We start from the raw sequence: 26,102 nt of genomic DNA, 5'->3' as shown, positions 1-26,102 counted from the left end.
GAGCGACTCCTGACGTGATGGACTGGGACGGCCCAGTTTTCCACAGAGTTGTTCACAGCGGTGGATAAATCGTGAGGGGGCGGCCGTGGGGATCAGCCTAGAACATGGATCGGGGCAGTTCATAGCCCGGATTCGCGGGCCCGGAGAACTACAAAGATGTAGTTCCGGGCTGGGGATAACCGTCCTCCCGGTGGGGTGCAGAACCCGTTTTCCACACCGCTGTGGAGGTCCGTCTGCACAGATGTGGAGAGACCGCGAACCCCTGGTGGGCCGTTGCGGGGAGGGCTCGCGGACGGGCACGGGATTTGACCCCCGGGGGCGGATCGACTACTGTGAATTAGTCTTGTGCGTGTTGGGCCGTGATTTTTGCGTGCCTGCACGCCCCCTGAAACCTACCGCGTGCGCCCCCTGCGACATCCTGCAGTTGGCTCACCGTTGTCCAACCTCGTGGAGTGACTAATGCCCAAGCGGACTTTCCAGCCCAACAACCGCCGTCGCGCCCGCAAGCACGGCTTCCGTGCTCGCATGCGCACCCGTGCCGGCCGCGCCATCATCGGCGCCCGCCGCAGCAAGGGCCGCGCCAGCCTCTCGGCCTGAGCCCTCCCCACCCCGCGAGGTTCGCATCGTGCTGCCCACCAGGCACCGGATGCGGACCTCTGCGCACTTCTCGACCACTGTACGTTCCGGCGCCCGTGGGGGCCGCCGGAACGTCGTCGTATCCGTGCGCCTGAGCACGGGCGCACCCAGCCGCGTGGGGTTCGTGGTCTCCAAGGCCGTGGGCAACGCGGTGACCCGCAACAAGGTCAAGCGCAGGCTCCGAGAGCTGAGCGCCGAGACGGTTCGCGAACGGCCGGAGGGCATGGACCTGGTGGTCCGCGCGCTGCCTCCCGCCGCCACCGCGCCGTGGGACGAACTGGCGCGGGACTACCGGTCCGCCGTCGCCACCGCCGTGCGCCGCTGCGCGTGAGTTTCCCAGCAAGCCCCGGGCACCATGCCGTAACCTGCCGGGTAGTCGATCGAGAAGGAGGTGCGCGTGGCGTCACGGGTGACTCCTGAACAGCTCCTTGCGCGCGCACCGCACGAGTACGACACCTCCGGGGGGCTGCTGAGCGCCGTCAAGAAGGCGCCGCAGAACCTGTGCATCGCGCTCCTCAAGCTCTACCGCACCATCGTGTCCCCGCTGTACGGGGACGTGTGCCGCTACTTCCCCTCCTGCTCCGCCTACGCGCTGGAAGCCTTCACGGTCCACGGGGCGGTGCGCGGTCTGGGGCTGAGCGTCCGGCGGCTGCTGCGGTGCCATCCGTGGGCGGCCGGGGGGATCGACAGGGTCCCTGCGGGGGGCCGGGAGTTCTCCTCCGCGGTCGAGACCCCCAAGATCGTTCTGCTCAACCACCCGAACCTCGTGCGCGAGTACACGCACGACTGCCAGGACCGCCAGCACGCGGCTCAAGGAGCTGAGGCTCGATGAACTTCTTCGACATGATTCTGCTGCCCTTCAAATGGATCGTCTCCGCGGTCCTGTGGGCGTTCCACGAACTGTTCACCCTGATCGGGCTGGACCCCACCTCCGGTTTCACCTGGGTGCTGTGCATCGTGGGCCTGACCCTGGTGATGCGCACGCTGACCATCCCGCTGTTCCTCAAGCAGATCAAGTCCATGCGGGGGATGCAGGAGCTGCAGCCGGAGCTCGCCAAGCTGCAGGCCAAGTACAAGGGCAAGAAGGACCAGCTCTCCCGCCAGGCCATGGCCGAGGAGCAGATGGCGCTGTACAAGGAGCACGGGTCCAACCCGTTCGCGGCGTGCCTGCCCATCATCGTGCAGATGCCCATCTTCTTCGCGCTGTTCCAGGTGCTGCGCTCGGTGCCGCAGGCGGCGGCCAACAACGAGGCCATCCACCTGCTCACGCCGCAGATGGTTCACGAGTTCAACGAGTCCACCATCTTCGGTGCTCCCCTGTTCTCCACGCTGATGCAGCCGGGCACGGGCAACCATGCGGCCACCGTGGTCCTCGCGCTCGTGATGATCGTGGCCATGAGCGCCACGCAGTTCATCACCCAGAAGCAGCTGACCTCCCGCAACATGAGCGACTCCGCCAAGGAGTCGCCCATGTACCGCCAGCAGCAGATGATGCTCTACCTGTTCCCGCTGATCTTCGCGATCGGCGGCATCAACTTCCCGCTGGGCGTGCTCGTGTACTGGACCGTGTCCAACCTCTGGTCCATGGGCCAGCAGTGGTGGGTCATCCGCAACAACCCCACCAAGGGCTCGCAGGCCGAGCGGGAGCTCAACGAGCGTCGTGCGGCCAAGGGTCTGCCTCCCGTGGGCATGTCCAAGAAGGAGCACGAGGACAAGCTCGAGGAGCAGCGGGTGCGGGCGGCCGCGGGACAGCGCAACCAGCCCGTGTCCAAGAAGCGCCAGAAGCAGCAGACCAAGAAGAACAACGGCTGAGAGGTCGCCTGCCATGAACGAGACGGACCACACCCGGGAGACCACCCCGCAGGACGCCCAGGCGCAGGCGGGCGAGGTCGACGCCCAGGAGTCCTCGCTCTCCCCCCTCGAGGAGGAGGGTGAGATCGCCGCGGACTACATCGAGGAGCTCCTCGACACCGCGGACATCGACGGTGACATCGACATCGAGGTGCGGGACGGCCGCACCTACGTGTCCGTGGTCGCCGAGGACGACGACGCCGAGCTGCAGGCTCTCGTGGGCCGCGACGGCGAGACGGTCGACGCCCTGCAGGAGCTCGCCCGGCTGGCGGTGCTCAGCGCCACCCAGCGGCGCAGCCGGCTGATCCTGGACGTCGCCGGACACCGTGACGAGCGTGCCTCCCAGCTCCACACCATGGCCGACGACGCCGTGGCCCGGGTCCGCGCGGACGGCCAGCCCGTCCACCTGCCCCCGCTGTCCGCCTACGAGCGCAAGATCGTGCACGACGCCGTGGCCGAGGCCGGTCTGACCTCCGAGTCCGAGGGTGACGGAGCGGACCGCCACATCGTCATCTCGGCGGGCGCGTGAGCTCGGCGGATCGCGCCCACGGTCGTCGGGCGTCCAGCGGCAGCGGGCAGACTGATCGCTCGGTACCCTCCGCGGAGGAACGGACCGACGGGACCTCCGAGCACCGCGCGGCCCCGGAGCCCCAGCCCGCGCCCGCCCTGGGTGAGCTGGAGGGTGCCGCGCGCACCATCTTCGGCGAGCGGCTGGAGCTCGCGCAGCGCTACACGGAGCACCTGGCCTCCTCGGGCATCGTGCGCGGCCTGATCGGGCCCCGCGAGGCGCCCCGGCTGTGGGAACGCCACGTGCTCAACTGCGCCGTGGTGCAGGAGCTCATCGCTCCGGACGCCCGGGTGGTGGACGTGGGTTCGGGTGCGGGTCTGCCCGGGCTCTGCCTGGCGATCGCCCGGCCGGATCTGCACCTCACCCTCGTGGAACCTCTCGAGCGCCGTGTCGTGTGGCTCGACGAGGTGGTTGCGGACCTCGGACTGGACAACGTCACGGTTCTGCGGGCTCGCGCGGAACAGGCGAAGAAGGACGTCGGACCGGTGGACGTGGTGACCGCGCGTGCCGTCTCCGCACTTGTCGGTCTCGTGGACATCACCCTCCCCCTGCTCAAGGGCTCGGGGGAGCTCCTCGCGCTCAAGGGGAGGTCCGCCCAGGAGGAGCTGGACAGGGCGTCCAAGAAGTTCGGTCGCTTCGGGGTGCGTTCCTCCGAGGTGGTCACCGCTGGGGCGTCCTTGCTGGCCGAGCCCACCACGGTGGTCCGCCTGGTCCTCTGAGGCGCACCGGGCGATGGGTGTGGATGCCGATAAGCTACGGGGAGCACCGCCTCAGCCAGGGAAGGAACCGTCGATGACCACTCCGGAGCACGCCGACAAGGCCGTGACGCGCGGGCACGACTTCGGGCTCCCTCCCGACCCCGCGAATCAGCCGGAAAAAGTTGTCCCGGATCGCGGGAAGCATGTTTCACGTGAAACAGAGGGCCACGCTGGTCTCGCAGCACAAGACGCGGTGGCTGATACCGCCCTGGGGAGGAAACTCGTGGAAGAGAACAAGCGCCGGGCCAAGCTGAAGAACGTGCAGCTGGATCCGCCGACCGCCACCCGCTACATCACCATCAGCAACCAGAAGGGCGGGGTGGGCAAGACCAGCACTTCGGTGAACCTCGCGGTTGCCCTGGCCAAGCAGGGGCAGAACGTCCTGGTGGTGGACAATGATCCGCAGGGCAACGCCTCCACGGCCCTGGGCATCCCCCACGGATCGGACGCCGACTCCGTCTACGACGTGCTCATCGACGAGGTGCCCGTGGCCGATGTGGTCAAGGAGTCCCCGGAGATGCAGAACCTCTGGGTCCTGCCGGCCACCATCGACCTGGCCGGTGCCGAGATCGAGCTCGTTTCCGTGGTGGCCCGTGAGCAGAGGTTGCAGCGCGCGCTGGCCGACTACGCCACGGCGCGTGAAGATCAGGGGCTCCCCCGACTGGACTACGTGTTCATCGACTGCCCGCCTAGCCTGGGGCTGCTGACCATCAACGCATTCGTGGCCGCTACCGAGGTGCTGATCCCCATTCAGTGCGAGTACTACGCCCTGGAGGGTTTGAGCCAGCTGCTCAACAACATCTCCATGATCCAGAAGCACCTGAACCCCAAGCTCACGGTGTCCTCCATCCTGCTGACCATGTACGACGGGCGCACCAACCTGGCCTCCCAAGTGGCCGACGAGGTGCGTCAGCACTTCCCCGACGAGGTCATGGAAACCATGATTCCGCGCTCCGTGCGCATCTCCGAGGCGCCCAGCTACCAGCAGAGCGTGATCACGTACGATCCCAGCTCTACGGGCGCACTGTCCTACCTTGAGGCCGCGGCCGAACTCGCCACGCGGGAACCGCGCTCGTAGTGCTTTGAGGCGCGGCGTGGGACATCATCATCGCTGTAGGGCTGTAGGGCTGTAGGGCTGTAGGGCTGTAGGGCTGTAGGGCTGTAGGGCTGTAGGGCTGTAGGGCTGTAGGGCTGTAGGGCTGTAGGGCGCGAAATGACGTACAGACGGCGCGGCGCCTGGTCCACCAGTTGGCAAACAAGGCGGTTCGCTGCGGCTGACGGGCGGTCTGTCGTCTTGCGAGTGAGTTCCCGCCCCGAAGTAACCCTTACTCGGCAACGGCCGCTGTGTGGACCTACGGGCCTGACCCCGCTCTCTTTTCGGCCATGTTTCACGTGAAACATTCCTGGTCCTCACTGTAAGCAAAGCCTGCCCGGGAGCCCCCGCTCCCTAGCCCGTGCGTGGCATATGTTCGGAGACCATTCCTATGTCACCACAGGTTCCTCCGGAACTCCATCCTGCGGGGGATGACCAGCGACCCCATCGGCGAGCCCCGATGGAGCGGGCACCGCGTCTGTCTTCTCGCGGCCGACTACGATGGGGTGGAACATCCGTAGGGAAAGGACATGACAGTGGCTGAACGTCGACGGGGCCTGGGACGAGGACTTGGCGCCCTCATCCCCAGTGGGGACACTTCCGAGGAGCAGTCGGACAGGGCATCGTCGCCGCGCGCGGGCGATGCGGCCTCCGCGCCGTCGAACGCACCGCAAGATCGTGCTGAGGCGGCGACGTCAACGTCCAGCTCATCACGGAGCAACGGCATCAAGACGAAAACCCCGGCAAAGAAGTCCGCGACATCTGCTAAGACCGCGTCGTCCGCGTCTCGGACCGCACCCAATGCTGGCAGCAAGGCAGCGCAGCCGTCTTCAACCAGGTCGCAAAACGCCGATAACGCCGCAGCCACCTCTGCGGGACAGCGAACCAGCGCCTCCATGGGCTCCCGGGTTGACGATGTTTCACGTGAAACATCGCGAGCCGCATCGAACGCGGGTCGCCCAGCTGACGTGAAGACAAAGAAGCGCCGCGACATGGTGCAGGCTCTTCGGAGCACGACGTCGGTGAGCCGGCCCGTCGACATGTTCTTCCTGCCGTCCGAGCAGGAAGCGCAGCCACACGATCGCAATGATCGGTCCAATGGCCGTACTCAGAGGCCGGCGCCTGGGGTCGCGCAGAACGGAGACGCTCAGCCCCGGGAGCAGCTGGCAGACGAGTCTCAGGGTGTCGGGCGCAAGCAGGCTCGTGCAACGAGAACGTCGGATATGGCACATTCCGCTGAACATGGTGCACCATCCGGCGCCGAACGCGAAGCGTCACGTCCCAGCACTGAACCAGCTCCTACAAAGAGTCAGGCTCGTGACGATGTTCCACGTGAAACATCATCTCCCACGGTGTCCTCACACCAAACTCAGCCGGCCTCGTCCGAGCGCAAGGCACCGGCGGCGACCTCCGCTCAGTTAGATGCGGCCGGTACGGCGGTGGAGGATCATCGAACGAGTTCCTCCGACGTCGACGGTACGAGCGGGGAGGGGAAAGTTTCGGCTGAAAACCCGGATGCACAGAAGGCCGGGGTTCGATCGGCCTCGGGCAGCCAGAAGAAGACCGCCGCGAACCGCGGCGGGGATGACGACCATGCAGCTGAGGAGCTCCGCGAGGTTCCCGGCGCCGTGTTTGCGGAGCTGTCGGTCGCGAACATCCACCCCAACCGAAAGCAGCCACGTCAGGTGTTCGACGAGGACGAACTGGCGGAACTGGCCTTCTCCGTCAAGGAGCTCGGTGTTCTGCAGCCCGTCGTCGTGCGCCCCAGCCGTGACGAGGGCCCGGAGCGGTACGAACTCGTCATGGGTGAGCGGCGCTGGCGTGCCGTCCAGGCTGCCGGGCTGGACACTATCCCCGCCATCGTCCGGGAGACGGCGGACAACGACCTTCTGCGCGACGCCCTGCTGGAGAACCTGCACCGGGCACAGCTCAACCCTCTGGAAGAGGCGGCGGCCTACCAGCAGCTCATGCAGGAGTTCGGGGCCACCCAGGAGCAGCTGTCGGAGCGAATCGGACGCTCACGGCCGCAGATCTCGAACACCCTTCGTCTGCTGCGACTGCCGGCTCTCGTGCAGCGACGGGTGGCGGCCGGGGTGCTCAGTTCGGGCCACGCGCGGGCGCTGCTGGCTCTGACTGACCCCGCAGACATGGAGCGGCTCGCGCAGCGCATCGTGGCGGAGGGGCTGTCCGTGCGCGCCACGGAGGAGGCCGTGGCGCTCTCCGACGGCCTCAAGCGGTCGAAGGGGCGTCGCAAGGCGCCGTCCACCCGCCACGATGACCGGCTGGGCTACATCGCCGATGCTTTCTCGGACAAGCTGGACACCAGTGTGAAGATCCAGTTGGGCGCCCGCAAGGGCAAGATGACCATTGAGTTCGCCTCCGTGGAGGATCTGAACCGCATCATCGACGTCCTGGACCCCAAGATGGACACCGAGAGCTGATCGGGCCGATGACCTCGTCGATGGGTTTGGGGATTCCCTGCACCCCAGGGTAGCCCCTCGCCGGGGACGGGGTCGCAGGTCAGCGCTCCACCGCCCGATACAGAAGAACGCCCCGATGTTTCACGTGAAACATCGGGGCGTTCTCATATCATCACGGTGCCAGGGAGGGCTTCATGAGACCCGGTTCTCACCCAGGGGCCGTCAGGAGTGGTTCTCCCTGTAGTAGGCCTGGATGTCGGCGAGACTCATCGTGCCCGTGGCCGTTGACTCCGGAGTGCGGACGAGCATGCGCTGCAGTCCGCACAGCAGGGCCTCTGCGAGCCGAGCCCTGTAGGTCGAATCGTGCAGCTTGGCCGCCTCGGCCTCGTGCGAGAGGTAACCCAGGTCGACCCAGGCGGCCGCCGCGCCGGTGGTGCGCAGGCCGCTCCACTGACGGGCGTGGCTTCCGAGGTCCTGGGCCCCGGTACGGGCCACCAGCTCTCGCAGGACCATGTCGGAGGCCGCGTGCCCAATGGGGGCGTAGGACTGACCCGTGACAGGATCCCCCCAGTAGAACGTCGCCACGCCCTGGGCCTGGGGGGAGGTGTTCCAGTCACACTGCAGGCACAGCACCAAAGCCCCGGGGTGTGCCGTGATGGCGTCGGCGTAGCTGGACAGGCAGGGGCGGTCAGTGGCTTCCCCGTGCTGCCCTGCTGTCTCTGCCTCGGGGTCCGCGAGCACAGGGTCCACCAGGACGGGGACCGCCCCCACGGTGGAGAGCAGGTCGTGGGCCCGCAGGGCGACGTCCCGGGTGATCGCGTCCTGCTCGGGGCCGAAGCTGTCCGGCGCCCCGTGGGGCTCGGTGGGTGAGGTGCCCGAGGACGGCACGAGGATCACCTCGCGTCCGCGCAGCGCCTCGTGGAGGGACTGCAGCCGCCGGTGGTCGCGCAGGGAGAAGGCCTTGGACGTGGTGATCTTCTTGCTGACCCGCGCGAGTCCGGTGAGCGTGTCCAGACCCACCACGCCGTCCTCCGGAACACCCAGGCTGCTCTGCAGCTCCTTGACGGCGTACTCCGTCTGCCGGGCGAAGGTGCCGTCCAGGTGTCCGTAGTAGAAACCCAACAGGGACAGGTTGTTCTGCAGCTCCTCGACGTCGTCCCCGTGCATGGGGGTGTCCCGCTGGTGCGAGAGGGGCCGGTCGCCCAGGGCGTACTGAGCGTCGTTGAGGGCGGACTCGGTGTCCGGCCCCACCACGCCGTCCACGATGAGTCCCTTGCGCTGCTGGAACCCGCGCACCGCACCGTCCACGCGCTGGTCGAACACGGTCGGGTCCGTGGCCGCGTCGGGCGACAGGGCGGCGTCGTCCGCTCCCGCGCGGACGAGACGCTCCCTGAGCCCCGCGACACGTCGATCGGTCATACCGTGGCGGAGGGCGGCTCCGGGAGTGGGGTGCGGCACGTGGATCTCCCTGTGGTCGATGGGCCCGCACGGGCGGGTGTTCGGTCTGCAGTGCATCGTCTCAGAGAAAACCCGGGCCCGCGTACCGGAGGTACGGTGCGGGCCCGGGCAGGGGGTGTCACGCGGAGGGGGTGAGGTACTCCGCGAACTCCTTCTCCAGGGCGGACTTGGGCTTCGCGCCGATCGAGGTCTTGGCCACTTCGCCGTTGGCGAAGAGGTAGACCGCGGGGATGGACGTGATGCCGTACTGCGAGGCGATGGCGGGGTTGTCGTCCACGTTGACCTTGACCACGTCCACCTGCTCGGCGTGCTCGGCGGCCAGGGCGTCGAGCACGGGGCCCAGCTGCCGGCACGGGCCGCACCACTCGGCCCAGAAGTCCACGATGGTGGGCTTGGAGTTCTCCAGCACCTCGGCCTGGAAGGTGGCGTCGGTGACGTCCTTTGCTGCGCTCATGACTGTGTCCTTTCGTCGGTGCCGCACGGCACGGGCCCTCGGCCGGTGCCGCGCGTGCGGGGAGTGTTGGGGGCGGGGGTCAGCTGTCCAGGGCGGCGAGGTAGTGCTCCACGTCCACCGCGGCCACGCACCCGGAGCCTGCCGCCGTGATGGCCTGGCGGTAGGTGGGGTCCACGACATCCCCGGCGGCGAACACGCCGGGCAGGGACGTGGTCGAGGAGCGGCCGTCCACGGCGATGGTGTTGTCCACCGTGAGCTCCAGCTGGTCCTTGACGAGGCCCACGCGTGGGTCGGAGCCGATGGCCACGAACAGGCCGGTCACCGCCAGCTCGGAGCTCTCTCCGGTCACGGTGTCCTCCAGGGCCAGGGACTCCACCTTGTTCTCGCCGCGGATGCCCGTGACCCGGGTGTTCCACAGGATCTCAATCTTGGGATCGTCCAGGGCCCGCTGCTTCATGATGTCCGAGGCGCGGAACTGGTCCCGGCGGTGGATCAGAGTGACCTTGTCCGCGAATTTGGTCAGGAAGGTCGCCTCCTCGATCGCGGAGTCGCCGCCGCCCACCACCGCGATGTCCTGGCCCTTGAAGAAGAAGCCGTCGCACGTGGCGCACCACGAGACGCCGTGGCCTGAGAGCCGCTCCTCGTCCTCGAGGCCCAGCTTGCGGTACTCGGAACCGGTGGAGATGATCACCGCGCGCGCCCGCAGCACCGTGCCGTCCTCGAGGGTGACGGTCTTGACCTCGCCCTCGAGCTCCACGGAGACGACGTCCTCGTAGCGGATGTCCGCGCCGAACCGCTCGGCCTGCTGCTGCATGTTGTCCATGAGCTCCGGGCCCATGATGCCGTCGATGAAACCGGGGTAGTTCTCCACCTCGGTGGTGTTCATGAGCTCGCCGCCCGCGGTCACGGAGCCGGCCAGCACCACGGGCTTGAGGTTCGCGCGCGCCGTGTAGATCGCGGCGGTGTACCCCGCGGGGCCGGAACCCACGATGACGACGTCGTGCACGGCGTCGTCCCCCGTGCGCTCCGCCGGGGTGGTGGCGGACTGCGGGACGCCCGTGACGCCGAGGTTCACAGCATTCGAGAAGATGCCGGACTGATTGCTCACTGGTAGGAAGCCTTTCCACGAGTCTCCGCGTGTGCGGAGGTCAACTACACGTCAGAACGTGGGGAGCACGTTCAGATATTCCGGTGTCCGGGGGCACCCGGGCAGGGCCCACCGCACGGAGAACGACGGCGCCCACGCCCTCTGCGCGGTGGGCTCGCCACGTCCGGTGCTCGCCGTTCCACGAGGCCCGACGGACGGGCGCGGCGGTGGTAGTGCGGACACGCAGCCGTCCGGCGAGCCGGGGAGGCCGGTGCGACAGGCCTGTGCGACGTTCGGCCGGTGACCCGGCAGGCTGTGCGGAGGCCGCGGCCCGACGGGCGGGCGGGGCGGCGGGCGCTCAGCGGAGTCCGATCTCGCCGATCCGCAGCCCGAACGGGTACCCGCCGATGGAGCTGGTGAGCCGCGGCAGCTCGGTCCACTTGACGAGCACGTAGCGGTGCGGGGTGCTGCGTGCGGCGTCCGAGAGGGGCACGCGGGTCTCGGGACCGGTGAAGGAGCCCTTCCCCACTTCCTGCGCGCCCTCGAAGCTGGGCTCATCCGCCACGTAGACCGTGAACTGCCCGCCGCTGCCGTTGGCCTGCTGGATGGTGAGCTCCTGCGCGGTGGCGGGCTCCTTCAGCTGGGCCGCCAGGCCCACATACTCCGCGAGGCTGCCGAACCGGGCGTCCGAGAAGCCGTAGCTCAGCCAGAAGGTGGCGGGGTTGCCGTCCGTGGCCTGATTCAAGGTGGCGTCCGTGTCCGCCATGAAGTTGGGGTCCGCGGTCACACGCTTGACGGAGTCGATCGCGGGGGCGGCGGAGGCGCTCGGGGCCGCAGACGCGCCCGGTGTGCCCTGCGGGTCGCCCGGTGCCGCGTTCTGCTGGGCGGGGCCCTGCTGGGAAAACTGCCCCGTGAGGGCACCCAGGCCGCGGAAGCCCATCACGATGGCCGCGATCAGCACGATGGCCAGGAGCAGGAGGAGCAGCCACCGCAGGGGTCCCTTGCGGGACTCGTCGGCGGGGGCCGCGGGGTGGGCGCCCGCAGGACCGTCCGGGCCGTCCGCGGGGCTGGCGGGGTCCGCGTCCGTGGGGTTCGTCGCGGAGGTGTCGGCACCCGTCACGGAATCCGCGGGGGCCGCGGCATCGGTGCGATCCGCGGGATCCGCATCGCCGTGGTGCCGGGGCCCGTTCCCCGCGTCCGCTCCTACGGCACCGGCGGCGGCCGCCGCATCCGATCCGCCGGCCGCCACGTGCATCGCGGAGGTGGGTTCACCGGCCTCGCCCTGCTCGGCCGCCTCCGCTCCGCCCGCCGTGTTCGGGGAGCCGGAACCGGCGGGGGTCCGAGCACCCGGGCCCGCGGCGTCGTGCTCGGCACCAACGGTGCCCGACCCCGGGGAGTGGCGTGCGGCGTCGTCGTCAGGGGACGGGGACGTGCGCGAGGCGCCGTGACGCTCGTCCAGGCGGTCCGGCTTGCCCTCGGTGCGCTGGTAGCTGTCGTAGCGGTTGTCGCCGTCGTAGGTGGGGTCGATCGCGCCGGCGGCCACGGTGGCCCCGGCAGAACCGCCGCGGGAGGCCGCGCGGTCGAACAGTGTGGAGCGCACGGCACCGGGGCGCACCTTCCGGGCGAGGCCCAGCTTGTTGCGCACGGAGGGGGCGGCAGGGGCGGAGTCGTAGTCGTCGTAGTCCGAGGCCTCCCAGCGGGTCACGGCGGGCTCGGTCGGGGGCTGGCCCTCCTCACGCGGCGCCACGCTCTGCTGCGGCTGGGTGGGATCGGGCTCCTGGTAGATGTACGAGGCGGAGGACGCGGTGCGCGGGTTGCCGAAGATGTCGTCCGAGAGGGAGTAGTCGTCCGCGTTCTCGTCCGCGAAGAGCAGGGCGTCGAGCAGGTCCGGGGCCGGTGCGTAGGAGGTGATGAGGTAGGTGGCCTCATCGGTCTGGCCCATGTCCAGCACCTGGAAGCCGCTGTGGCCCGCACCGGCGGCCAGCGCGCGGGCGTTCTCCACCACCGTGGCCTCGTGGGCGTCGGCGGGCACCAGGATGGAGACACGACGCCGCAGGATCTGGTCCTCACCCTGCAGCACGTGGTCGTCGTCCGCGGTGCTCAGCAGGGAGGCGCTGACCTTGTAGCGGCCACCCAGGATGGCTCCGAGGGCGATGGGCTGGGACACGGTGGCTCCCTCTGCTTCGGGCGCCGCGGCGGTCGCACGGACGCGAGAACGAACTTTCCGGCAGTCTACCGGCCGAGCCTGGCCCTCAGCGGGGCCACCAGACCGGTGAACTCCTGCACCCGGAACACCTTCAGGGCCACCGCGTAGCTCAGCGCCATGGCGGTCCCGCCCACGGCGATGCTGATGAGCGCGGAGAGCTGACCGCCCCACGGGAACCCGTCCGTGGCGTACCCGCCCATGAGCCACAGCACTGCGGCGCCCACGGCACCGGAGACCAGCGACGCCGCCAGGATGCGGGCGTGCGAGCCCACGATGCGGGACAGCCCGTAGTCCCCGATCCGCCGTTTCAGGGCGTAGTGGTAGACCACGGTGGCCAGGATGTTCTGCACCGCGTAGCACGCGGCGATCGCGAAGACCATCTGCTCGGGCGGGAGGAGGTGGGCGATGAGCACCGCGCCGAGCACCGTGAACACGGACACCGCGAGCTGCACCATGAACGGGGTGCGGGCGTCCTCCTGCGCGTAGAACGCCCGGCCCAGCATGAACGCGGTGGACATGAACGGCGCGCCGATGGCGATCACGGTGATCACCTGGCCGATCACGGCGCCCGCCGCTGGCACGCCGCCCGAGAACAGCATCCCCAGCGGCCCCGCGTAAACGATGAGCGCGATCATGCAGAACACCGTGGCCACCCCCGTGACCCGCAGGCTCGAGGACAGGGAGGCCACGAGGGACTCACGGTCCTTCTCCGCCGCCGCGGCCGCCATGCGGTTGAACAGCACGGTGGCGATGGACAGCCCGATCACCCCGTGGGGCAGGGCGTAGAGCATCGTGGCCTGGTCCAGCACGGCCGTGCCCGCGATGGGCGTCGGACCGCCCGGGCCCGCGGGAGCGTCGGAGCGCGCACCCGTGGGGATGGCGGCGGTGCGGTACAGGGCCATGAACGCGAGGTTGGCGATCACACCCGTGGCCAGGGTCCACCCGCCCAGGCGCCCCGCCGTGGACAGTCCGATGCCGCGCCAGCCGAAGCGCGGGCGGATGCGCAGCCCCAGCCGGGCGAGGGGCCAGAACAGCACGAACGCCTGCGCGGCCACGCCCACCGTGGCCATGCCCACGAGCCAGAAGGTCTGCGCGGACGTCCAGTTCTCCAGCGAGTGCGGGTGGGTGCGGAACGGGCCGAACTGGTAGATGAACATCAGCAGTGCCGCGATCGCGATCACGTTGTTGAGCACCGGAGCCCACATGTACGCGCCGAACGCGCCCTTGGCGTTGAGCACCTGGCCCACCACGGTGTAGAGGCCGTAGAAGAAGATCTGCGGGAAGGTGATCACCGCGAACATCGTGCCCATGGCCAGCTGCGCGTCGGACCAGCCCGGACCCATGAGCCGCATGATGGGCCCCACGCACAGCAGCACCGCACCGGTGATCACCAGCAGCGCGATCACCGCGAGCGTGATGAGCCGGGAGATGTAGTCCGCGCCCTCGTCCTCGGCCTTCGAGGCCTTGATGATCTGCGGGACCAGCACCGCGTTGAACACGCCGCCGGCGATCAGCACGTAGATCAGGTTGGGCAGCGTGTTGGCCAGCTGGAACACGTCCGCCATGGTGGCCGCGGAGCCGATGGCCACCGTGATGAGGAAGGTCTTGACGAAACCCAGGATCCGTGACACCAGCGTCCCGGAGGCCATGACGGCGCTGGCGCGCGCCCCGGACTTCTGCATCGAACAAGGCCTCCTGCACGAGGGGTGGGACCGCCCGCGGCGCGGAACGGTTCGAACGGGACACCCTACAACTGGTGGATGATGTATTCCCGGGCGATGTCGGCGATGCGCCGTTCATTGGGGAAGGACAGCTTGCGGCCGAGGTCGTCGATCCCGGACCACGCGACGTCCACGGCCTCGTGGTCGGGATCGTTCTCCGTGGTCAGGTGCCCGCCGGTGGCCTCCAGCAGGAAGTGGTGGACGGTCTTGTGCACGCGGTGCCCGGAGACGGTGAACCAGTAGTCGATGCTGCCCAGCGGGGAGAGCACCCGGCCCATGATCCCGGTTTCCTCCTCGATCTCCCGCACGGCGGCTTCCTGATTGGTCTCCTCGCCCTCGGGATGACCCTTGGGCAGGCACCATTCGAGCCTCCCGCCGCGGTTGATGCGAGCGATGATGGCCACCGGATGCGTGGGGTCGGACAGGTTGACCACGATCCCACCGGCCGAGACCTCTTCCACCGTGGGCAGCGCGGAGACCGGTTGGTTCGGTCGCCTCTTGGGCGCGCTGGGTACGGGGAAAGCCATGTCGTCTACCTTAGCCACATTCCCCTGGCACTCCCTGACGGGGTGGGGCGTCCGGGCGGCGGTATCGCGCGGGCGCACCCCGGCGCGCCCGCCACGCCGGAGCCGGTGCGCCACAGCGACCCGGCCGACGCGCAGCCCCCGGTCCCCGAGCTCTCGCGGCGCTCGCGGGGAGGGCCGCAGGACACGACGACGACGCCGTACGCCGCCTTCCCCGGGACCGTCCCGTGTGTGCGGTGATGCGATAATGGCTCGCATCATGACGCAGCTGCTGGACACCTCCTCCCTCCATCCCGTCTCCCTCGAACTGGGCCGGCTCTTCGAGCGCGCCGGGCACGAGCTGTCCCTCGTGGGAGGGCCGGTCCGGGACCTGCTGCTCGGGCGCGAGGCCCTGGACCTGGACTTCACCACGGACGCGAGCCCGGACCAGACGCTCGCGGTCATCCGCGACTGGGCGGACGCGCACTGGGAGATCGGGCGGGACTTCGGGACCATCGGGATGCGCAAGGCGGGGATGCAGCTGGAGGTCACCACCTACCGCGCGGAGGCCTACGACCCCGGGTCCCGCAAGCCCACCGTGGCGTTCGGGGACGACCTCACGGAGGACCTGCGGCGCCGCGACTTCACCGTCAACGCCATGGCCCTGCGGCTGCCGGGCCTGGAGCTCGTGGATCCGTTCGGGGGCATCAGGGACCTGCACGCCGGTGTGCTGCGCACCCCGGGGACCCCGGAGGACTCCTTCACGGACGACCCCCTGCGCATGATGCGCGCCGCGCGGTTCACGTCCCAGCTGGGGCTGACCGTGGCGGAGCCCGTGCGGGAGGCCATGACGGCCATGGCCCAGCGGATCGAGATCGTCTCCGCCGAGCGCGTGCGGGAGGAGCTGGTCAAGCTGGTCTGCGGTGCCCACCCGCGGCGGGGCATCGAGCTCATGGTGGACACCGGGCTCGCGCAGATCGTGCTCCCTGAAGTCCCGGCGCTGCAGCTGGAGACGGACGAGGCGCACCACCACAAGGACGTCTACCAGCATTCCCTCACGGTCATGGAACAGGCCGCAGAGAAGGAGACGGGCCCGGACGGCCCGGTCCCCGCCCCGGACTTCGTGCTGCGCTTCGCCGCCCTGATGCACGACGTGGGCAAGCCCGCCACCCGGCGCTTCGAGCCGTCCGGGGCGGTGAGCTTCCGGCACCACGAGGTGGTGGGCGCCAAGCTCACCCGCAAGCGCATGAAGGCGCTGCGCTTCGACAACGACACCGTCAAAAAGGTCACGCGGCTCGTCGAGCTGCATATGCGCTTCTACGGATATGGCGAGGCGGACTGGACCGACTCCGCGGTGCGCCGCTACGTGCGGGACGCCGGGGACGAGCTCGAGCGCCTGCACCGGCTGACCCGTTCGGACGTGACCACGCGCAACCGCCGCAAGGCCTCCCGCCTGGCGGGGCACTACGACGAACTCGAACGGCGCATCGCCCAGCTCGCCGAGCAGGAGCAGCTCCAGGCCGTGCGGCCCGAGCTGGACGGTCAGCAGATCATGGAGATCCTGGGCATCCCGCCGGGACCCCAGGTGGGGCGGGCCTACGCCTTCCTGCTGGAGATGCGGCTGGACGAGGGCGCCGTGGGGGAGGACGTCGCCCGGGAGCGGCTGCTGCGGTGGGCGCGAGAGAAGGGGATCATCGACTCCTGACCCCGGGTTCCACCGGCCGACGACCGCCACCCCGGAGTGCCCGGCGGCGGGTGGTGCGCTGGCGACCGGGCGGGCGGACGCCTGAACCGTGGTGACGCGGCGGGCCCGGACCCGGTGCGCCCGCGAAGGGGCGGGCCCGGACCCGGTGCGCCCGCGAAGGGGCGGGCCCGGACCCGGTGTGCTCGCGGCGGGGCGGCCGGACGGCACGGGCCGTGGACGCGTCGCGCTCGTGACGCGCCATGACGCCCTCCGTGCGCGCACCCGTGGAACACTGGTGCTCGATTCCCGTCCACGTCCCAGGAGACCCGCATGAGCCTCGAAGGTGCGCGCAACAGAGCCGGAGGCAGCGCCGGTCTGATGCTGCTGGGCGTCGGGCTCTACACGGTGATGATGGCCTACCTGATCCGGATCCCGTGCCACGTGCCGGACTGGAACATGGCGCAGCAGGTGCCGCAGCTGTGCGCCACCGTGATCGACTCCGGGGACCTCGGGGTGCACTCCTCGGACGTCGCGGGAGGGTTCTTCACGGGCGGGCCCACCGGGGACCAGCCCGTGCTGGTGGGCATGATCACCACCATCATCGGGTGGTTCGCCTCCAACCTGTCCGCGCTCATGGGGCTGGACGTGGGCAAGGGCTTCTACCTGGACCTCTCCGTGGTGCTGCTGGCCCTGGTGTGGCTCGCCATCGTGGGCGTGGTGTCCTCGCTGAGCGGCAACCGGCGCGCGGACGCGCTGGTGATGGCGCTGTCACCAGTGATCGTGCTGGTGGGGTTTCAGAGCTGGGACTTGTGGGCCGTGCTGTTCATGATGCTGGCCCTGCTCGGCTACGTGCGGGGCAATCCCGCGGTCGCGGGCATCATGGTGGGCTTCGGGGCGTCCGTGGCGTTCTTCCCCGTGGTGGTGCTGGTGGCCATTCTGATCATGGCGGCGCGGCACCGCTTCCTCAAGGACATCGTCTCGGCGCTGCTGTGGGCGGTGTTCGCGTGGGCGGTGATCAACGGCACCTACATGATCACCGCGTGGGACCGGTGGCTCGCGCAGTTCAACGACATGCTCCGTTCGGGCACGTCCAAGCCCTCCCTGTGGAACGTGTGGAGCTCCACCGTGGAACCGCGCACCGGGGTGTCCCTGGGCGCGGGGGACGGTGGCCAGTTCGTGCTGCTGAGCATGGTCCTGGCCCTGGTGTTCGTGCTGCTGATCTCGCTGCTGAGCAAGCGGGAGCCCTCCGTGGTGCAGGTGACGTTCCTGCTGCTCGCGCTCTACATCCTGCTGGCCAAGGAGTACTCGCTGGGCTACGTGGTGTGGCTCGTGCCGCTCGTGATCCTGTGCCGCCGCAACTGGGTGGAGTTCGCCCTGTGGCAGGTGGTGGAGATGCTCTACTGGGCCACCGTGGTGCTGCCCGCCTCGGCGTGGCCCACGCTGCCGTGGGTCCAGGATTTTGGGTGGAACGCGCAGGACCTGCTGGCCGTGGTGCGCTACCTGTTCCTCGTCTACCTGGTGGTGGCCGTGGTCGTGGACATGTTCCGGGGTCGCAAGGCCGCCGCTCTGGGCGCCTCGGCCGTCCAGTGACGGGCTGAGTGACCCGTGGTGCCTCCCCCAGCGCGCGATCCGCGGATCGTCCACCATCTCGACCTGCCCCCGATGCGCGCCCTGCGGCTGCCCCTCGCCCTGGTGCTCGCGTTCGTGGTGGTGGCCGTGACGGCGTGGTCCACCGCAGCCAACTACGTGCTCGTGGCGCGGGATCCCGCGGCTCCCGTGGACACCTACCTGCGGTACCTGGAGGGGGGAAGCTCCCGTCAGGTGATGGCGCCCCTGCGCGTGGCGGGGGATCCCGAGCTGCACCAGATCCTGGGAAACTCGGCCTACCGGGCGGCTGCGGACCGGCCTGTCCACCACGAGGTCGTGGACACCCGCGTGTCCAGGGACCGCGCACGCGTGGACGTGGAGGTGGCCCTCGGGGACGGCTCCACGGTGCGGCGCGGGTACACCGTGCACCGTGTCACCGCCTGGGGGCCGTTCAACGACTCGTGGCAGCTGCGCGAGCGGGACAACGCCACCGTGGCGGTCCGGCTGCCCGCGGCCGTGGACGCACTGTCCGTCAACGGCCAGAAGGTGCGCCCGGAGGAGGCCAGCACCATCGGCACGGAGGGGGCCGCACCCGGTTCGCCCGAGCGCACGTGGCGCTTCGAGGGGCTCCCCGGCCGGTACGACGTCGCCCTGCCGGAGGACTCGTACCTCATGGCCAGTGAACATGCGTCCATGTTCATATCATTGGACGCGCCGGAATCTGCGAGCACACGGGTCACGTTCACGCCCTCCCCGCGGCTGTGGCGGGCCGTGGACCGCGCTGTGCAGGAGGCCGTGGGTCGGTGCCGCAACGTGCTGCGCTTCGACGCGGCCGAGTGCCCGCTGCCCCGGGAACTGGAGCGGGAGGCGTCGTCCTCCACCGGGAGTTCCGTAAGCGGCGGGTTAGCGGCGAGCGGGAAGTTGCCCCCGGGGGTGTCGAACGTGCAGTGGGAGCTGAAGGCGCGCCCGGCGCTGCTGCTCGACCAGGATGCGAACGATCCGCTGGCGTTCCACGCCGCGCAGTTCCGCAGGGCCGAGGCCACCGTCACGTGGCTGCAGAACGGGCAGAGGCTCAGCCGCCCCGTGTTCTTCGACATCGAGGCCACGGCGCGGACCACGGGCGAGCACGCGAACGTCGACGTGCGGCTGCGCCCAGCGCAGAGCCACCGGACGGCAGGTGCCCGGCCCTCCTAGAATCGAGATGGCTGCATCACGGCAGCCGGGGAGAGAACAGGAGGTCGACATGGCCGAGGAACCCGAGTACTACCGGGCGCAGCCCCTGCCGCCGCGGGACGGCGCAGTCGGGGGCCACCGGCAGGGAGCACCGTTCGGCCCGGCCGGCGGCGCCACCCAGTGGGGTCAGCAGGGCCCCTCCGGCGGTGTGGTCAACGTGAACGTGGTGGGCGGCAAGTCCACGCTGCTGGCCTATGTGCTGTGGTTCTTCCTGGGGCAGCTGGGGATCCACAAGTTCTACCTCGCGCAACCCTTCCAGGGTCTGATCTACCTGACCCTGGGTGTCATCGGGTGGCTGACCACCGGGATCCTCATCGGCTGGTTCCTGCTGTTCCCGCTGTGGCTGCTGCTGCTGATCGACATCTTCGTGATCCCGCTGCGCGTGGCCACGCTCAACGCCCGGTTGGCCCGCCGCGTGAGTGGCTACTGAGCCCCCGCTGTAGTAAAGTGGGCAAGTCTGTGTGCCGTGCGTCGAACGTGTGCCGGCACCGACAAACGCACAGAACCTCCTGCTGCGGAAGGACCGCAGCCGCTTAGCCCGAAGGAGGTGGGTTCTTTACATGCGTGAATACGAATTGATGGTCATCCTCAACCCCGAGGTGGAGGAGCGCGCCGTCGAGCCGACCCTCAAGAAGTTCCTCGAGGTCGTCACCAAGGAGAACGGCACCGTCGACAAGCTCGACATCTGGGGCCGTCGTCGCCTGGCCTACGAGATCCAGAAGAAGTCCGAGGGCATCTACGCCGTGGTGAACTTCACCGCCGAGCCGCAGACCGCCAAGGAACTGGACCGCGTGCTGAGCCTCAACGAGGCCGTGATGCGTACCAAGATCATCCGCCCGGAAGAGCAGAAGATCCACGGCAAGTGAGGTGACGTGCCGTCCATCCGGACTGCACACCACATGCTCCCGCGAGGGTCCCACGGGCCCCGTGAGATGCTTGTCAACCCACTGAGTCTCGCATCCAGCGTCCACACATCCGGAGGTTCACATGGCTGGCGACACCGTCATCACCGTGATCGGAAATCTGACCGCAGACCCCGAGTTGCGCTTCACGCCGTCCGGAGCCGCGGTGGCCAACTTCACCGTTGCGTCCACCCCGCGCGCCTTCGACCGGCAGAGCAACGAGTGGAAGGACCAGGAAACCCTTTTCATGCGTTGCTCGGTGTGGCGTGAGGCCGCCGAGAACGTCGCCGAGTCCCTCACCAAGGGCACTCGGGTGATCGTGCAGGGCCGCCTCAAGGCACGCTCGTACGAGACCAAAGAAGGGGAGCGCCGCACCAGCACCGAGCTGGAAGTGGATGAGATCGGCCCCTCCATGAAGTACGCGACCGCCAAGATCAACCGGAACTCGCGCGGCGGAGGCAACTCCTACGGCGGGAACCAGGGCTTCGGCGGCGGTCAGGGCGGCTTCGGTGGAGGCCAGGGCGGCGGCCAGGGAGGATTCAACGACTCCCAGGGCGGCGGCTTCAATCAGGGTGGCAACCAGGGCGGCGGGTTCAACGGGAACCAGGGCAGCCGTGGTGGCCAGCAGCGACCGCAGCAGGCAGGAGACCCCTGGGGTCAGTCCTCCGGCGGGAACTACGACTGGGGTGCCGACTCCGAGGACGAGCCCCCCTTCTAAACACAACCAATCAACCCCATCCCGCAGGTCCGCCTGCGGGCTCCGCACCAGAAAAGGAGCACCACGATGGCCAAGGCTGAGATCCGCAAGCCGAAACCGAAGCAGAACCCGCTCAAGGCGGCTGACGTCACCGAGATCGACTACAAGGACGTCGCTCTGCTGCGCAAGTTCATCTCCGATCGCGGAAAGATCCGCGCTCGCCGCGTGACCGGCGTGTCCGTCCAGGAGCAGCGCAAGATTGCCCAGGCGATCAAGAACGCTCGCGAAGTGGCACTGCTGCCCTACTCCGGCGCCGGCCGCTGATCAGAGAGGACTGAGAATTCATGGCAAAGATCATCTTGACCCAGGAAGTCTCCGGGCTCGGTTCCGCAGGCGACGTGGTGGACGTGAAGAACGGCTACGCCCGTAACTTCCTGTTCCCCCGCGGCTTCGCCACCCCGTGGAGCCGTGGCGCCGAGAAGCAGATCGAATCCATCAAGCAGGCTCGTGCGGCCCGTGAGCTGTCTTCCCTCGAGGACGCCCAGGCTCTCGCCGCCAAGCTGACCTCCACCACGCTGACCGTTCCGGTCACGGCCGGTGCTGAGGGTCGTCTGTTCGGTACGGTGCGTGCCGGCGACATCGCTTCCGCGGTGGAGAACGCCGGTCTGGGTTCCATCGACAAGCGTCGCGTGGACCTGACCCAGCGCATCAAGACCACTGGCGTGTACCAGGCCGTGGTCCACCTGCACGAGGACGTCAACGCGAACGTCGAGTTCGAGGTCGTCCCCGCCTGATCACCGTGCCCCACCACCGCAGCGCGGTGCGTGGAGCGTCCACCGGGTGCGCGTGTCCGCGGGTGAGCCGGTGGCGTGCACGGCGGATGGTCGGACGATTCGTGGGAACCCCGTGGAACCGATGTTCCGCGGGGTTCTTGCACACCCACGCCACGTTCATCCTGTCGAGCCCCGGAGCTGGCCTCCGGGGCTCGTCCACACCTCGGGCCGTCCAGTGCCTGCGCAGGGCGGCGTGGCAGGATCGGACCATGATCTCCGTGAGCACGAGCCGGCCGGGCACCGGTCGAGGGACCTCAGCACGATCCACCACCGGCCGACGGCTCTTCTGGGCGGGGCTGGGGTGCGTGGTGCTCACCGTGGGGTGCTTCCTCGGGGCGTTCCTGGCGGGCAACTCGTTCAGCGCCCAGGCCGCGATGGGGGTGCTGCTGGCGGGACTCGTGCTGAGCGTGATCGCCTCCCTGGTGGCCGCCGTGATCGGGGTGGCCGGGGTCGTGGCGTTCCCGGCACTGCGAGGGCGCTACATCCTGGTGCTGGTCCTGGCGATCCTGTGCTCGCCGCTCCTCTGGCTCGTGGCCCTGACCCTGCTGAGCTGAGCAGCCCACAGGATCCGTTGGTTGTCCACAGCTCTATCCACACACTGTGCACAGTGCCGCGTGGCGTGTTCCACACGTTGCCCACAGGGTTTTCCACAGGCGTGGACGAGTGTCGTGGGCCGTTGCCGGGACCTGCGGTGAGGGTCGGAGGGTGGTGCCAGAATGGGACCGGTGCCCCGGGGATCGGGGTGCCTCCCCTGACAGAAAGTGAGTGAGGGTGTCGGACTACACTTCCGGGTCCCGCGAGGACTACGGCCGCACCATGCCGCACGACAACCAGGCCGAGCAGTCGGTGCTGGGCGGGATGATGCTCTCCAAGGACGCCATCGCGGACGTGGTGGAAGTGCTGCGGGGCGTGGACTTCTACAAGCCCGCGCACGAGAACATCTACGACGCCGTCGTCTCTCTCTACGGGCGCGGGGAGCCCGCGGACGCCATCACCGTGGGGGACGAGCTCACCAAGAATGGGGAGATCGAGCGGATCGGCGGGATCGCCTACCTCCACTCGCTGATCGCCTCGGTGCCCACGGCGGCCAACGCCGGCTTCTACGCGGAGATCGTGCGTGAGCGCGCTGTGCTGCGGCGGCTCGTGGAGGCCGGCACCAAGATCGTGCAGCTGGGCTACGCGCAGGACGGTGAAGTGGATGACATCGTCAACGAGGCCCAGGGCGAGATCTACCAGGTGGCCGAACGCCGCACCGCGGAGGACTACGTCCCGCTCAAGGACGTCATGGAAGCCACCGTGGACGAGATCGAGGCCGCGGGCAGCCGCTCGGGCATGCAGGGTGTTCCCACGGGGTTCCTGGAACTGGACGAGCTGACTCACGGGTTCCAGGGCGGGCAGATGATCGTGATCGCCGCGCGCCCCGCCATGGGCAAGTCCACGCTCGCCCTCGACATCGCCCGTTCGGCCTCCATCAAGCACGGGATGACCTCGGTGATCTTCTCCCTGGAGATGAGCCGCAACGAGATCGCCATGCGCCTGCTCTCCGCGGAGGGCACCCTCAACATGCAGGACCTCCGGGCGGGCACCCTGCAGGACGACCAGTGGGCGAAGATCGCGCAGATCATGGGCAAGATGAACGAGGCGCCCCTGTTCATCGACGACTCCCCGAACATGTCTCTCATGGAGATCCGCGCCAAGTGCCGCCGGCTCAAGCAGAAGCACGACCTCAAGCTCGTGGTCCTGGACTACCTGCAGCTCATGAGCTCCGGCAAGAAAGTGGAGTCCCGCCAGCAGGAGGTCTCCGAGTTCTCCCGTGCCCTCAAGCTGCTCGCCAAGGAGCTGGACGTGCCCGTGGTGGCGCTGTCCCAGCTGAACCGAGGCGCGGAGCAGCGCCAGGACAAGAAGCCGCAGGTGAGTGATCTGCGTGAATCGGGGTCAATTGAGCAGGATGCGGACATGGTCATCCTGCTGCACCGCGAGGACGTCTACGACAAGGAGTCGCCGCGCGCGGGTGAGGCGGACGTGATCGTGGCCAAGCACCGCAACGGTCCCACGAAGACCATCGTGGTGGCGTTCCAGGGCCACTACTCACGGTTCGCGAACATGGCGCTGGAGGGGTTCTAAAGTCTTCAGCTCCCCGTCTTGTGCTGCGCTGTGGGCGAGCCGAGCTGCGCCTTGCGTCCAACCTCCCACCCCCTGGGATCGCACCCACCTCGCCCGTAACCGGCCCGTCCCACTACGCTTTGTTGGTGCTCACCACTGAACAGGCTGCTTACAAACTCGCCTTCCAGATTGCGGACGCCCTGATCCGCAGCGGGGCCGGGTCCGCCAACACCACCAAGTCCCTGCTGTCGATCTTTCGCAAGACGGACCTGCGAGACGTCACGGTGAGCGTAGGCCTGGGGCAGGTGACCATCAGCCACCAGGATGCGCCGGACGAGGCGCCGAGCACTCGCGTGTTCGAGTCCCAGCCCGGGACCCTGGACATCGAGCTGCGCACGGACACCGGCCAGGTGCTGGAGGACTTCGTGCTCGGACGCATTTCCGCGGAGGAGGGCATCCAGCGCATGGACGAGATCCTCGCGGAGTCACGGCACATCGGCCACCGTCTGACGATGACCGGTTTCGCGATGTTCGGTGTCGGGTTCGCCCTCATCCTGGGCGGAAGCTGGCCCACCGCCATCACGGCCGCGATCGTCTCCGCGATCGTGTACGGGGTCTACGCCCTCGTGCAGCGGATCAAGGCCCCGGAGGTCTTCAGCCTCGCGGCCGGGGGGTTAATGGCGGTGCTGGGGGCGACCGTGGCGGGGGTCCTCTTCGACATCACCCAGACGGCGGTGTGCGTCGTGGCCGCGCTGGCCGCGTGGCTCGCGGGGATCGCCGCGTACGGTGCGGTGCACGACGTCATCACCGGGTGGTACGTCTCCGCCTCCGGGCGCATCTTCGAGGCCATCACGAGCACTGCCGGTCTGGTGGCCGGTGTGACCATCGGGATCCACGCCATGCGGCCGCTCGTGGGGGACTCCGTGGACTACATCGAGACGCTGCAGATGGACGACTCCCGCTGGGCCCTCACCGTCCTCGGTGCCGCCGTGGTCTCCGCCGGTTTCGCGCTCGCCTCGGGCGGGCGCGGCTGGAAGCTGGCGTCCCTCGGTCTATTCGGCGGCCTGGTGCAGCTGGGGGTCCTCGCCATCACCGCCACGGGCATCAGTTCGTTCGGTGCCATTCTGATCGCCTCGATCGTCGCGGGCATCCTGAGCGTCACCCTCACCCGCGCCCTGAACCTGGCCTCGAACGCCACGCTCATGGTCGTCCTGCTCCCGCTGTTCCCGGGAATGCTCGTCTACCAGGGTGTCCTGGGCGTGATCTTCGGCCTCGAAGACGCCGGGGAGAACGTCCTCGAGGCTGCCATCACCGCGTTCTGCCTGTGCATGGGCGGCATGCTCGGGCAGTACGTGGCGTCCGAGATCCTCTGGGCCGGGCGGCGTCGCCAGTTCGTGCGTCACCACCCGGGCCAGAAGTTCCGCCGCGAGATGGCGAACGAGGAGAACTTCAGCGACATCATGGTTCCGATCTTCTCCAAGCCCTTCACCAGCTGACGCGGGCACAGATCAAGCTGGGGCGGTCCGCACTGCGCGCCCGGCGGCGGGGGGTCCTCCCCGCGTCCGCCCCGCCGTCGTGGCCGCTACTTCCCCATGGCCTCGGCCACGCGCTCCACGAGCCCGCGCATGTTGGTGAGCGCGCGATCGGCGCGCTCCTCTGGGCTCATGGTCTCCTCCATCTGCCGGATGCCCTCGGGCTTCCGCCGCCCCAGTGTGTAGTCGCTGCACGCCAGGTTCGAGCACACATAGGTGCCCACGGAGTTGTAGCGGTCCTTCGCGGTCTTGGAACGCTGGATCGACACCAGTGAGACGCCGCTGGCCGGGTGCAACGTCAGGCAGATCTGACACATACGTGCGCCACCGCTCGCCTTCTGAACGCTCTTCTCGAGCACCAGCCCGCGCAGCCCGTGCTCGGTCTCGACGACGACGTAGCCCGCCCGCGGCGACTTCGGGTCGTACCAGCCCAGGAAGATCTGGGACTCCCAGTCCCCGTGGAGCACGTCCTGCGGGATGTTGATGCGCTGCGCAGCGCCCTTGGAGCAGTTGACGAAGCTCTTGCGGATCTCGGTTTCTGTATGCGTATTCATGTTCTTTGGTCCTTCGAGGATGGTCTCCCCCTGCCTGCCACGTGTGGGTCAGGACGGCGCGCGGGCACCCGGGTGCCAAGGAGTGCGGTGGGTGCGTGGCGGCGTCGTCGTGCCGCGTGCTGCGGGAGGGCGACGGCGTTCGGCGCGCTCGTGGAGCGCGGTCGCCTCGGGGAGGTGGAAAGGGGTGGGTGAAAGCGCACGACGGGGTGGTCTTCACCCGCC

At 68.8% G+C, this 26,102-nt stretch carries 26 protein-coding genes; 19 read left to right on the top strand and 7 right to left on the bottom strand.

The genetic code is table 11. From position 1 onward, the window contains the following. The first annotated feature begins 459 nt into the window (after positions 1-459). From rpmH to KRH_RS11600, 8 genes are all read left to right on the top strand, one after another. Entirely contained in the window at positions 460-597 is a 138-nt protein-coding gene (rpmH, locus tag KRH_RS11635; protein ID WP_012399425.1) for a 50S ribosomal protein L34, read from the top strand. 28 nt (positions 598-625) lie between these two features. Beyond that, the gene (gene rnpA / locus KRH_RS11630; protein WP_012399424.1) at positions 626-967 is read left to right on the top strand and encodes a ribonuclease P protein component; all 342 of its coding nucleotides are present in this window, start codon (positions 626-628) and stop codon (positions 965-967) included. Positions 968-1,045: 78 nt separating this feature from the next. Then, the gene (yidD, locus tag KRH_RS11625) at positions 1,046-1,468 is read left to right on the top strand and encodes a membrane protein insertion efficiency factor YidD (RefSeq protein ID WP_012399423.1); all 423 of its coding nucleotides are present in this window, start codon (positions 1,046-1,048) and stop codon (positions 1,466-1,468) included. After that, positions 1,465-2,448: a membrane protein insertase YidC gene (gene yidC / locus KRH_RS11620; RefSeq protein ID WP_012399422.1), complete on the top strand. Its 984-nt coding sequence runs from the start codon at positions 1,465-1,467 to the stop codon at positions 2,446-2,448. Before yidD ends, yidC begins: the two co-directional genes overlap by 4 nt. Before the next feature lie 13 nt (positions 2,449-2,461). After that, on the top strand, positions 2,462-3,016 hold the full coding sequence (locus KRH_RS11615; protein WP_012399421.1) for a protein jag: 555 nt from the start codon (positions 2,462-2,464) through the stop codon (positions 3,014-3,016). Between the two features lie 137 nt (positions 3,017-3,153). Further along, on the top strand, positions 3,154-3,774 hold the full coding sequence (gene rsmG, locus KRH_RS11610; protein WP_041297783.1) for a 16S rRNA (guanine(527)-N(7))-methyltransferase RsmG: 621 nt from the start codon (positions 3,154-3,156) through the stop codon (positions 3,772-3,774). A gap of 262 nt (positions 3,775-4,036) precedes the next feature. Next, positions 4,037-4,891 carry a ParA family protein gene (locus KRH_RS11605; RefSeq protein WP_012399419.1) on the top strand — a complete coding sequence of 285 codons (855 nt, stop codon included), beginning with the start codon at positions 4,037-4,039 and terminating at the stop codon, positions 4,889-4,891. A gap of 1,238 nt (positions 4,892-6,129) precedes the next feature. Continuing rightward, the gene (locus KRH_RS11600; RefSeq protein ID WP_387696434.1) at positions 6,130-7,347 is read left to right on the top strand and encodes a ParB/RepB/Spo0J family partition protein; all 1,218 of its coding nucleotides are present in this window, start codon (positions 6,130-6,132) and stop codon (positions 7,345-7,347) included. Positions 7,348-7,548: 201 nt separating this feature from the next. On the opposite strand, the gene KRH_RS11595 is transcribed toward KRH_RS11600, so the two are convergent. From KRH_RS11595 to KRH_RS11570, 6 genes are all read right to left on the bottom strand, one after another. Continuing rightward, positions 7,549-8,745, bottom strand: a complete 1,197-nt coding sequence (locus KRH_RS11595) for a peptidoglycan-binding protein (RefSeq protein WP_050738079.1) — start codon at positions 8,743-8,745, stop codon at positions 7,549-7,551. Positions 8,746-8,902: 157 nt separating this feature from the next. Further along, a complete protein-coding gene (gene trxA / locus KRH_RS11590) occupies positions 8,903-9,238 on the bottom strand; it encodes a thioredoxin (protein WP_012399416.1) in 336 nt (111 codons plus the stop codon). A 79-nt stretch (positions 9,239-9,317) separates the two neighbouring features. Then, the gene (trxB, locus tag KRH_RS11585) at positions 9,318-10,346 is read right to left on the bottom strand and encodes a thioredoxin-disulfide reductase (RefSeq protein ID WP_041297453.1); all 1,029 of its coding nucleotides are present in this window, start codon (positions 10,344-10,346) and stop codon (positions 9,318-9,320) included. Between the two features lie 337 nt (positions 10,347-10,683). Beyond that, a complete protein-coding gene (locus KRH_RS11580; RefSeq protein ID WP_012399414.1) occupies positions 10,684-12,492 on the bottom strand; it encodes a hypothetical protein in 1,809 nt (602 codons plus the stop codon). A 65-nt stretch (positions 12,493-12,557) separates the two neighbouring features. Next, positions 12,558-14,213: a murein biosynthesis integral membrane protein MurJ gene (gene murJ, locus KRH_RS11575; protein WP_012399413.1), complete on the bottom strand. Its 1,656-nt coding sequence runs from the start codon at positions 14,211-14,213 to the stop codon at positions 12,558-12,560. 65 nt (positions 14,214-14,278) lie between these two features. Beyond that, a complete protein-coding gene (locus KRH_RS11570) occupies positions 14,279-14,779 on the bottom strand; it encodes an NUDIX hydrolase (protein WP_041297452.1) in 501 nt (166 codons plus the stop codon). Positions 14,780-15,035: 256 nt separating this feature from the next. Between KRH_RS11570 and KRH_RS11565 the strand changes: the two genes are divergently transcribed. From KRH_RS11565 to KRH_RS11515, 11 genes are all read left to right on the top strand, one after another. Then, the gene (locus tag KRH_RS11565) at positions 15,036-16,460 is read left to right on the top strand and encodes a CCA tRNA nucleotidyltransferase (protein WP_172599349.1); all 1,425 of its coding nucleotides are present in this window, start codon (positions 15,036-15,038) and stop codon (positions 16,458-16,460) included. 309 nt (positions 16,461-16,769) lie between these two features. Next, positions 16,770-18,029, top strand: a complete 1,260-nt coding sequence (locus KRH_RS11560; RefSeq protein WP_012399410.1) for a glycosyltransferase 87 family protein — start codon at positions 16,770-16,772, stop codon at positions 18,027-18,029. A 15-nt stretch (positions 18,030-18,044) separates the two neighbouring features. Beyond that, complete coding sequence (locus tag KRH_RS11555; RefSeq protein WP_012399409.1) at positions 18,045-19,220, top strand: hypothetical protein; 1,176 nt, start codon at positions 18,045-18,047, stop codon at positions 19,218-19,220. Between the two features lie 49 nt (positions 19,221-19,269). Then, the gene (locus tag KRH_RS12150) at positions 19,270-19,689 is read left to right on the top strand and encodes a TM2 domain-containing protein (protein WP_050738078.1); all 420 of its coding nucleotides are present in this window, start codon (positions 19,270-19,272) and stop codon (positions 19,687-19,689) included. A gap of 130 nt (positions 19,690-19,819) precedes the next feature. Further along, a complete protein-coding gene (rpsF, locus tag KRH_RS11545; RefSeq protein ID WP_012399407.1) occupies positions 19,820-20,125 on the top strand; it encodes a 30S ribosomal protein S6 in 306 nt (101 codons plus the stop codon). 121 nt (positions 20,126-20,246) lie between these two features. Next, entirely contained in the window at positions 20,247-20,879 is a 633-nt protein-coding gene (locus tag KRH_RS11540; RefSeq protein WP_012399406.1) for a single-stranded DNA-binding protein, read from the top strand. Positions 20,880-20,945: 66 nt separating this feature from the next. Then, positions 20,946-21,182: a 30S ribosomal protein S18 gene (gene rpsR / locus KRH_RS11535; protein ID WP_012399405.1), complete on the top strand. Its 237-nt coding sequence runs from the start codon at positions 20,946-20,948 to the stop codon at positions 21,180-21,182. Between the two features lie 20 nt (positions 21,183-21,202). Beyond that, positions 21,203-21,652: a 50S ribosomal protein L9 gene (gene rplI / locus KRH_RS11530; protein ID WP_012399404.1), complete on the top strand. Its 450-nt coding sequence runs from the start codon at positions 21,203-21,205 to the stop codon at positions 21,650-21,652. Between the two features lie 248 nt (positions 21,653-21,900). Further along, positions 21,901-22,245 carry a hypothetical protein gene (locus KRH_RS11525; protein ID WP_050738077.1) on the top strand — a complete coding sequence of 115 codons (345 nt, stop codon included), beginning with the start codon at positions 21,901-21,903 and terminating at the stop codon, positions 22,243-22,245. 262 nt (positions 22,246-22,507) lie between these two features. Further along, positions 22,508-23,815, top strand: a complete 1,308-nt coding sequence (gene dnaB / locus KRH_RS11520; RefSeq protein ID WP_050738142.1) for a replicative DNA helicase — start codon at positions 22,508-22,510, stop codon at positions 23,813-23,815. A gap of 125 nt (positions 23,816-23,940) precedes the next feature. After that, positions 23,941-25,290: a threonine/serine ThrE exporter family protein gene (locus tag KRH_RS11515; protein WP_041297780.1), complete on the top strand. Its 1,350-nt coding sequence runs from the start codon at positions 23,941-23,943 to the stop codon at positions 25,288-25,290. 86 nt (positions 25,291-25,376) lie between these two features. Here the strand turns inward: KRH_RS11515 and KRH_RS11510 are convergent, their stop codons facing one another. After that, the gene (locus KRH_RS11510; RefSeq protein WP_012399400.1) at positions 25,377-25,880 is read right to left on the bottom strand and encodes an FBP domain-containing protein; all 504 of its coding nucleotides are present in this window, start codon (positions 25,878-25,880) and stop codon (positions 25,377-25,379) included. Positions 25,881-26,102: the final 222 nt, after the last annotated feature.

This window comes from Kocuria rhizophila DC2201, from assembly GCF_000010285.1.
Lineage (GTDB): Bacteria > Actinomycetota > Actinomycetes > Actinomycetales > Micrococcaceae > Kocuria > Kocuria rhizophila_A.
Note: the sequence above shows the minus strand (reverse complement) of the source record. Positions and strands in the feature narration are given on the sequence as shown.